Source organism: Methanolobus sp. (assembly GCF_030682845.1).
GTDB lineage: Archaea > Halobacteriota > Methanosarcinia > Methanosarcinales > Methanosarcinaceae > Methanolobus.
This window is the reverse complement of record NZ_JAUXNK010000104.1, coordinates 20,350-27,978: the sequence shown is the minus strand read 5'-3', so window position 1 is coordinate 27,978 and position 7,629 is coordinate 20,350. Positions and strand designations below refer to the sequence as shown.

Sequence of the window (7,629 nt, the reverse complement as noted above, 5' to 3'; positions counted from 1 at the left end):
CATTGTTTTGGCCTTAATTCAACCTTATCACAGGTCCTTGAATTGAATGGTAGAAATGACATAGGGCGGCGTTCCCGCCGCATATAAAGCTATCGGAAAGCATTATTCTGTGTCCTATTCAAAATTAGTGAAGTACTGAATGTGGAAGCTGTAGTCATGGAAACCAACGGCAACCTTTCAGTTATCAGCAAAGCAAACAAGGAAGATATGGATGTCCTCGCGGATGTCTAGGATAAAGAATAATTGCTGCAATAACAAACTTAAAAACTTAATTTTCAAAAATTGTGTCCACCCGTCAGAACAGGTGGATACAAACCTGATACACATTCAAAAGGTCACGAAATCCCTGTGATTGAATCCCTTTGAATAATCCAGATAATAAGCTTCTTCCGGTTCCACTTTAAAGAAAACGTTGTCAGGGCTTGAAGGCATATCAGCTATGAAAGGATACTTGTCAGCCATGAGCCTGAATGCCTTATTTGTTTCCTCCCCGTCCGTGACAAGGAATGCCTTCCCCTGCATCTGGACACCTGTTATCTGCATGACCTCTGCATCATCTTCATCCACAGTGTACGCAACATTGGGATTATCCATCATGTCTGTGACTTTGTGAGTGTTCTTGTCGGTTACAAAGTATACTGTTGCCCCATCAGAAGCGAAAGCCATTGTATGTACCATTGGTTTCCCTTTTTTGTCGGCTGTGCCCAGATTCAGCCACTGGTGGCTGGAAAGATAATTGACGATTTTCGTCTTGATCTCTTCTGTCATGTAAACCCCCCGGCCTTTAGGCCTAACAGTATATTATTAACTGCCACACTTTAAGTTTAATCGTTGGCAGACTTTTGGATCTGCTCTCTCCTCTGGGCTGTTTCGTAGTCTGCATATACTTTTGTGAATTCCACCATGACCGTAACAATGATAGCAGATATATATATCCCGAGAAATGTCGCAAGCAGCAAGCCGACACTGCCATAAAGGCGTGTAGGGTCTATGATATCCATATACAGGCTGAAAATGTACTTCCCTAGAGTGATAAGGCTTACAGTGAGGAATGATCCTGTTATCACGTATTTATAATCCATCTTGGTTTCCGGAAGGACCCTGTAAAAGTAAATGAAGAGTAGTACAAGAATCAGGAAAATGGCCAGTGAACTTGTATATTGTATAACCCAGGAAGGTATAGGGAGGAACACGTCCAGATACTGTGATAACTTTGAAAAGAGAACTTCAAAGACCGTGATCAGCACAACAAGCAATACAAAGATGAAGACTGCAATAAAAGCTGATATCCTTTTCTTGATAAGTTCCTCATACCAGGTCTTACTCTTATATGACACATTCCACATCCTGTTAATGGTCTTCTGGAGTTGAAGGAAGAGGTTGCCTGATGTCCAGAGGAACAATGCAAAGCTCACTAGCAGTCCCAGGGTAATGGTGCTGGTTTCCGGTATTTGCCGGAAGAGCGTATCCAGGATATGTATGGATACTCCGTTCCCAACTGACGAAACATAATCGTTAATGGATTGTTGAACTGCCTCCTCTCTTAAAAAGAAACTGCTTACGGACAGCAAGAATAATAACAATGCAGGCAGACTCATTAAGACTATGAAAGAAAGTGCTGCACTGTCTGTGAAACCGTCGTCATTGTTCCATTTATGTATAGTCCCGATCACAATGTCCTTTATTTTCCCCATGTATCCAAGCCCTTTTGTAAATCTGCACTAATGGGATATACATTTTATGAATTAATGCAAACACTCAGCTAATTATCATTTTCATCGAAACAGTGCCTATGGTAACTAATAAATGCAGCTTAAAAAGCTTCAGGTCTTATTTGTTTCATTCATGTCCTTGGAAAGTCTCAAACATGGTCAAGTCCTGAGAATAACGCTTATTTTTGTTTCTTAATACTTTAAATCCTATTTTAGTGAAATTATAACAAGGGAGGACACTTATGTTAGGTGAAATAATAGGGGAATTCAACTGTCATGAGATCAGAAGCAGGGTACTTATATCTAAAGTCCATGGGACTAAAATTGAAACTACAGAACAAACCCAGGGAAAGCTACTTGGAATTGAAGTTTCCGGTACGATAACATATTCAACTAGAATCATCAAGAAGGATGGTACATTCTACAGCGAAGGACAAGGAGTGAACAAGACTAAAGAAGGGGATATTCTTACATACACGATTTCGGGAGTGGGAAAATTCAAAGACAAATGCCCTGCAGCATGTTTTCATGGAGAGTTACACTACCAGACATCATCACTCGTATTCTCCCACCTCAACGATGCCACCTGCACCTATGAATCCGTAACTGATGAAAGAGGTGATTCTCGCATGAAATTATGGGGTTTGAAAGGCCCTATAGCAATTCCTCATCCTCAAACTCCACATCCAGCACTTCCAGCTTAATAGGCTGCCCGCTGCCGTCGTAACATTTCCAGTTGTTACGGCCGTAGGGGTGGCCCACTATGATATGGTGTGTGCCGGTCTTGCTGAACATGTGCAGATCAGCCTGCGATGGACGCACGACCGAGCTGGGATGGCTATGTACGGAGCCTACTGCCGAGATATTTGGCATCATGAACAGTTTCAGGACCGCGTTGGATTCACTTGATTCCGTTCCGGGGAGAAGGAGGATATCAGTAATTATGCCATCCTTTGCTTCAAGCAATCCCGCAAACTCATCCGGATATGTGGACTTGCTGGCTTCAAGTATAAAATCAAGGGTATCACTTGCAATACCTATGATCTCAGCATTCTTTTTCATAGAGGAACATTGTATCAAATGGGTAATAAGCCTTTTTAAGCCTCTAAAAATAAGGCTTGTAGAAATCCTCAAAATTTAAGCAATTATGCAACTTTATAAAGTTCACTATGTTGCCTTGAATGATGATTATTTCTGTAGAACTTTGGCGATATATTGTGATTTCAATGGGTTTTTTGCAGAGCCAATTTTCAACAGTTTATTTTTATTCTGAAAGTCAATGATGATGGAATCGCTATTGGTGGTAAAGATGTTGCCGAAGGTTGAAAACGAATAAAGTTCTGATTTTACCTGTTTCCGCCTTTTCTTATTTTTTTGCCAACGGTATCATAGAATTTCAGCTCCACGACTGAATCAATAATGTTCTCTAGTTTGAATTCATCTTCTCGCATACGAAGTATCTGCTCACGCACTTTAGGACTAATTTTTGAACTAATTTTCTTTTGTCCTTCTTTCATTTCATCCAACCCTCAAGAATAGATGTTTTGATATTATAAGCAATAATATGATGCTATATATTGATCAATTAAATTACGGCTCTGTAGAAAACCTATTAAAATCAATGTTATTTATAATTAATAACTGATTGTTTGAAACTTATGTTTGCCAGAACTGCCAATATGCCATGGTTTTAGAACTCATAAGTTATAAACCAAAAACGTTTAACTATAAATTGAATAATATAATATAATATAATGCTATATATGTAATCTTATCTTTTTAATTATGATTTGTGTTATATAACCTTTTTCACGGAAGTCCGAAAAAAGCATCAAATCGAAAGTAAATGAATAAAACTCAGATCAAAATAAGATACATGGCACCTGAAATAAGAGCGCCTGCAAAGGTTGCAACGAAGTTGACACCACTATTGGAGAGCGTTCCTTCATGCTGAAGAGTTGCACCAAGAATACTATCCACATTGGTCCCAAGAAAACCCCCGGCTGTTGTGATGAATATTACCATGAACCAGCTCTCCACCGGAAGAACACCAAAGATGATGGCCAATATGCCGATGATAGCTGAACCCAGGATAGCTGCAACCTCACCAAGCACAGTAACAGCGCCATCGACTCCCGCACATGTTGGTTTTAGAGTGGTTATCATTATTGGCTGGGAGCGTGCAGTCGTACCTATTTCACTGGCAAGAGTATCCCCGGTAGCTGTTGCAACTGTTCCCAGATATGCGAAGATGAGAAACTCAGAATACTGCGGATATATCCCGTAAAGGACAGCGAGCACAAGGGCTGCCATGCTATTGCTGAAAACATTCTCATAGCTGCGTACACCATCCTTTGACTGTGCTATTCCGATGGATTCCTTGTACTTGTACTTGTATTTGGTGAACCCCCCACCAAGGATAAAGAAAGTGAGGAGCAGGACAAACCAGGATATATCGCTGAATACTATGATAAGCACGCCAAGCAATGAAGCACTGAAAAGTGCTGAAAGATCTGCTATCCTTGCCCTGTAGGCCAGATATCCCAGTACAAGAGAGAACATAAGCGCCATGAACATCTCCGAAGGTGGCACCGAATATCCGAAAGAGTGGAACAGCCACATAGTCATTCCCGCACCCAGGGGGACCGAAATGTTATCATCCACCTTCGAAGGGATGGATTCAAAAAGAGCACCAGTGATCGAGCCAATCACCGCCAGGAAGAATACCAGATTCCTGCTGACATTCAGGTCCTCCCAGCCGGCAATCCAGGTTCCTGCAAGATACGCAAAGATTATACCTACTCCAAGCATGACTATACTGGATGGCAGAAAATGTTGTTCGCGACCATGCCTGTTACGGATGATAGTGCCATTTAGGTGTCGTTTTTTACGATTGCGGATGAATGAAGCTGCACTGCTGCCAAAAGTTGCTATTGCAATGGCACCTCCTATGACGTACAGGGGAAAATCGAGCGGTGTGAACTCCAGCAGCTGACTTATCAGGAGCATGATAAAGACCGACAGAGCCAGGTTCCTTGCACTCCTTATCCCATCGTTCATGTCAGTAAGCATTTCCCTTGAGCCCGGCTCAGGCTTGCGATAGAGTAATTTTGCAATGACCGGATATTCCGGGAAATATGCAAGGGACAAAAGTATCAGGAAATTAAACACTAAGAGCGTCAGGACATCAAAAAATGGGAAGGCAAATACCAGCATACCAAAAACAGCGCGGAGTATCTGGCGTCGGTATTCATGTTCCATCTTCTCCAGGCGTTCAAGAATGGTATGCATAGGAATCGTTCCGGTTATAGTATGGATACGGATAGTTAACCAAGATATAAAGCATTGATGATTATTTATGTATGTTCGCATAGGGACATTATTTTGTTTGTATATATATTTTAATAATTAAAAAACATGGGTCCTTTATAAAATCACTACAGATTACTCGCCAATGTCAAATGAATATATTAAAATAAGAGAAGAACTTAAAAAAACCGTTACCAAATGGTAATGCATCTACAGGAATTCACCTTAAGCCCGCCATCAGGAAACAGGAAATGATCTTAAGTGAGACAACTGTATACACTGATGCGATCAAGTTCTCAGTTCTCAATCTCTCTGAAGTGATGATATATGCAGGAAAAAATAAAGGAAATTGCGTCCCGTGTCAGGGAACTCCGTGAGATTTGCGGCATTTTGGCAGATGAGATGGCTGCACGTCTTGGTATATCTGCTGTCGTTTACAGAAAATACGAAAATGCTGAGGAGGATTTCCCGGCAAGCATTCTATTTGAGATCGCTCAGCACCTCAATGTGGATATGACCGTACTGCTTACCGGGGAAGACCCGAAAATGCATGTATTCACAGTCACCCGGAAAGACAAAGGTGTGAGTGTCCAGAGGCGCAAGGATTACAAATACCAGAGCATAGCTGCAAACTTCGTGCACAAGAAAGCAGAACCTTTAGTGGTAAAGGTCGACCCAAAGCCTGAAGGGACAAGACCATCGATGAACTCACACCCTGGCCAGGAATTCGATTACGTGCTTGAAGGAACCCTAAAAGTGATCATCCATAACAATGAGATTATCCTTGAAGAAGGTGACTCTATTTTCTTTGATTCCAACTATGCCCACGGGATGCAGGCTGTGGGAGGAAAGCCCGCAAAGTTCCTTGCAGTCATTCTATAAAACGGAGTTATCATGTCTTCACTACTGGAAAAATACGTCTCGCGCAGCGAATTCGATTCATACGAGGATTTCAAGGAGAACTTCAGCGTCAAGATTCCTGATAACTTCAATTTCGCATACGATGTGGTCGATGTTTACGCAAGGGAACAGCCAGATAAAAAAGCCCTTATCTGGTGCGATGACAATGGAGAAGAAAAAGTATTCTCTTTCGCGGACCTCGCCAACTACAGCAATAAAACAGCCAATATTCTTAAACTATACGGCATCAGAAAAGGCGACAGTGTAATGCTCATGCTCAAAAGCAGATATGAGTTCTGGTTCTTCCTGCTGGCTCTCCATAGGATTGGTGCCATAGCTGTTCCTGCGACCCATATGCTAACTAAGAAGGATATTGTTTACAGAGTGGAGCGCGCCGGGATCAAAATGATAGTGGCTGCCCCGGACACAGGGATACTGGATTGTGTGGACGATGCTTACAGTGAGATCAGCAATATACTCAAAACCAGGATTGCAATTGGCCTGCAAAGAGATGACTGGACATCATTTGAGAAGGAACTGGAAACAGCCCCTGCTGACTTTACACGCCCGATTGGTGAAGAGGCTACTATTAATGAGGACATATTGCTGAACTATTTCTCCTCAGGAACTACCGGCTTCCCCAAGATGGTGCAGCATAATTTCACATATCCTCTTGCACATATAATAACTGCCAGGTACTGGCAGAATGTGACAGACGGCGGCCTGCACTACACTGTGGCAGATTCGGGATGGGCAAAGTGCGTATGGGGTAAGATATATGGTCAGTGGATAGCAGGAAGTGCGGTCTTTGTATACGATTATGACAGGTTCACTGCCGAGAGGATGCTGGAGAACACAGTAAAGTATGGTGTGACGACATTCTGCGCACCGCCTACCATCTACCGCTTCCTTATCAGGGAGGATCTTAGCAAATATGACCTGAGCTGCCTGGATTACTGCGTAACTGCAGGAGAGCCGCTAAATCCTGAGGTTTATCAGAAGTTCCTGGAAATAACGGGCCTCAAACTCATGGAAGGGTTCGGACAGACAGAGACCATCGTCACCCTTGCAACTTATCCCTGGGTAGAGCCAAAACCCGGTTCCATGGGTAAGCCATCCCCCGGGTACTCCATTGAGCTGCTTAACGCCGAAGGTAAACCGTGTGAGGTTGGTGAGGAAGGGGAAATCGTGATCGACACCAGTTTTGGGAAGCCTCCTGGAATATTCATCGGTTACGGAGCTGACCCTGAGAGGACAAAGGATGTATGGCACGACGGTTATTACCACACCGGGGACATGGCATGGAAGGATGAGGACGGATACTTCTGGTTTGTGGGAAGAGCTGACGATATCATCAAGACCTCAGGATACAGGGTAGGACCTTTTGAAGTTGAGAGTGCCCTTATTGAGCACCCTGCAGTACTCGAATGTGCCATTACAGGCGTCCCTGACCCGGTAAGAGGACAGGTCATCAAGGCAACCATTGTGCTCACGAAGGACTATACGGCAAGCGAGGAACTGAAAAAAGAACTCCAGGACCATGTTAAGAGAGTCACTGCTCCTTATAAGTACCCCCGTGTGGTCGAGTTTGTGAAAGAACTGCCAAAGACCATAAGCGGCAAGATCAGGCGTGTGGAGATACGCGACCACGACAAACAAAAGCAATAACATCTCTGCTACCGCATTTGAACTATCCGGACAGGAAATT

Annotated in this window: 8 protein-coding genes; 3 read left to right on the top strand and 5 right to left on the bottom strand. The window is 43.0% G+C overall.

Annotated features, from left to right (window positions below; translation table 11 throughout):
- Window positions 1-327: 327 nt before the first annotated feature.
- Both Q8J68_RS13910 and Q8J68_RS13905 read right to left on the bottom strand, forming a co-directional pair.
- Entirely contained in the window at window positions 328-768 is a 441-nt protein-coding gene (locus Q8J68_RS13910; protein ID WP_305312113.1) for a pyridoxamine 5'-phosphate oxidase family protein, read from the bottom strand.
- 56 nt (window positions 769-824) lie between these two features.
- Complete coding sequence (locus tag Q8J68_RS13905) at window positions 825-1,694, bottom strand: YihY/virulence factor BrkB family protein (protein ID WP_305312112.1); 870 nt, start codon at window positions 1,692-1,694, stop codon at window positions 825-827.
- Between the two features lie 260 nt (window positions 1,695-1,954).
- On the opposite strand from Q8J68_RS13905, the gene Q8J68_RS13900 reads away from it, so the two are divergent.
- Window positions 1,955-2,416: a hypothetical protein gene (locus tag Q8J68_RS13900; RefSeq protein ID WP_305312111.1), complete on the top strand. Its 462-nt coding sequence runs from the start codon at window positions 1,955-1,957 to the stop codon at window positions 2,414-2,416.
- Here the strand turns inward: Q8J68_RS13900 and Q8J68_RS13895 are convergent.
- From Q8J68_RS13895 to Q8J68_RS13885, 3 genes are all read right to left on the bottom strand, one after another.
- A complete protein-coding gene (locus Q8J68_RS13895; RefSeq protein WP_305312110.1) occupies window positions 2,367-2,774 on the bottom strand; it encodes a Mov34/MPN/PAD-1 family protein in 408 nt (135 codons plus the stop codon). The genes Q8J68_RS13900 and Q8J68_RS13895 overlap by 50 nt on opposite strands.
- 284 nt (window positions 2,775-3,058) lie before the next feature.
- Window positions 3,059-3,238: a hypothetical protein gene (locus tag Q8J68_RS13890; protein ID WP_305312114.1), complete on the bottom strand. Its 180-nt coding sequence runs from the start codon at window positions 3,236-3,238 to the stop codon at window positions 3,059-3,061.
- A 331-nt stretch (window positions 3,239-3,569) separates the two neighbouring features.
- Window positions 3,570-5,003, bottom strand: a complete 1,434-nt coding sequence (locus Q8J68_RS13885) for a DUF92 domain-containing protein (protein WP_305312109.1) — start codon at window positions 5,001-5,003, stop codon at window positions 3,570-3,572.
- A 345-nt stretch (window positions 5,004-5,348) separates the two neighbouring features.
- Here Q8J68_RS13885 and Q8J68_RS13880 point away from each other — a divergent pair, with 345 nt between their 5' ends.
- Together Q8J68_RS13880 and Q8J68_RS13875 are read left to right on the top strand one after the other, a co-directional pair.
- Entirely contained in the window at window positions 5,349-5,903 is a 555-nt protein-coding gene (locus Q8J68_RS13880; protein WP_305312108.1) for a helix-turn-helix domain-containing protein, read from the top strand.
- Window positions 5,904-5,915: 12 nt separating this feature from the next.
- A complete protein-coding gene (locus Q8J68_RS13875) occupies window positions 5,916-7,589 on the top strand; it encodes an AMP-binding protein (protein ID WP_305312107.1) in 1,674 nt (557 codons plus the stop codon).
- Window positions 7,590-7,629 lie beyond the last annotated feature (40 nt).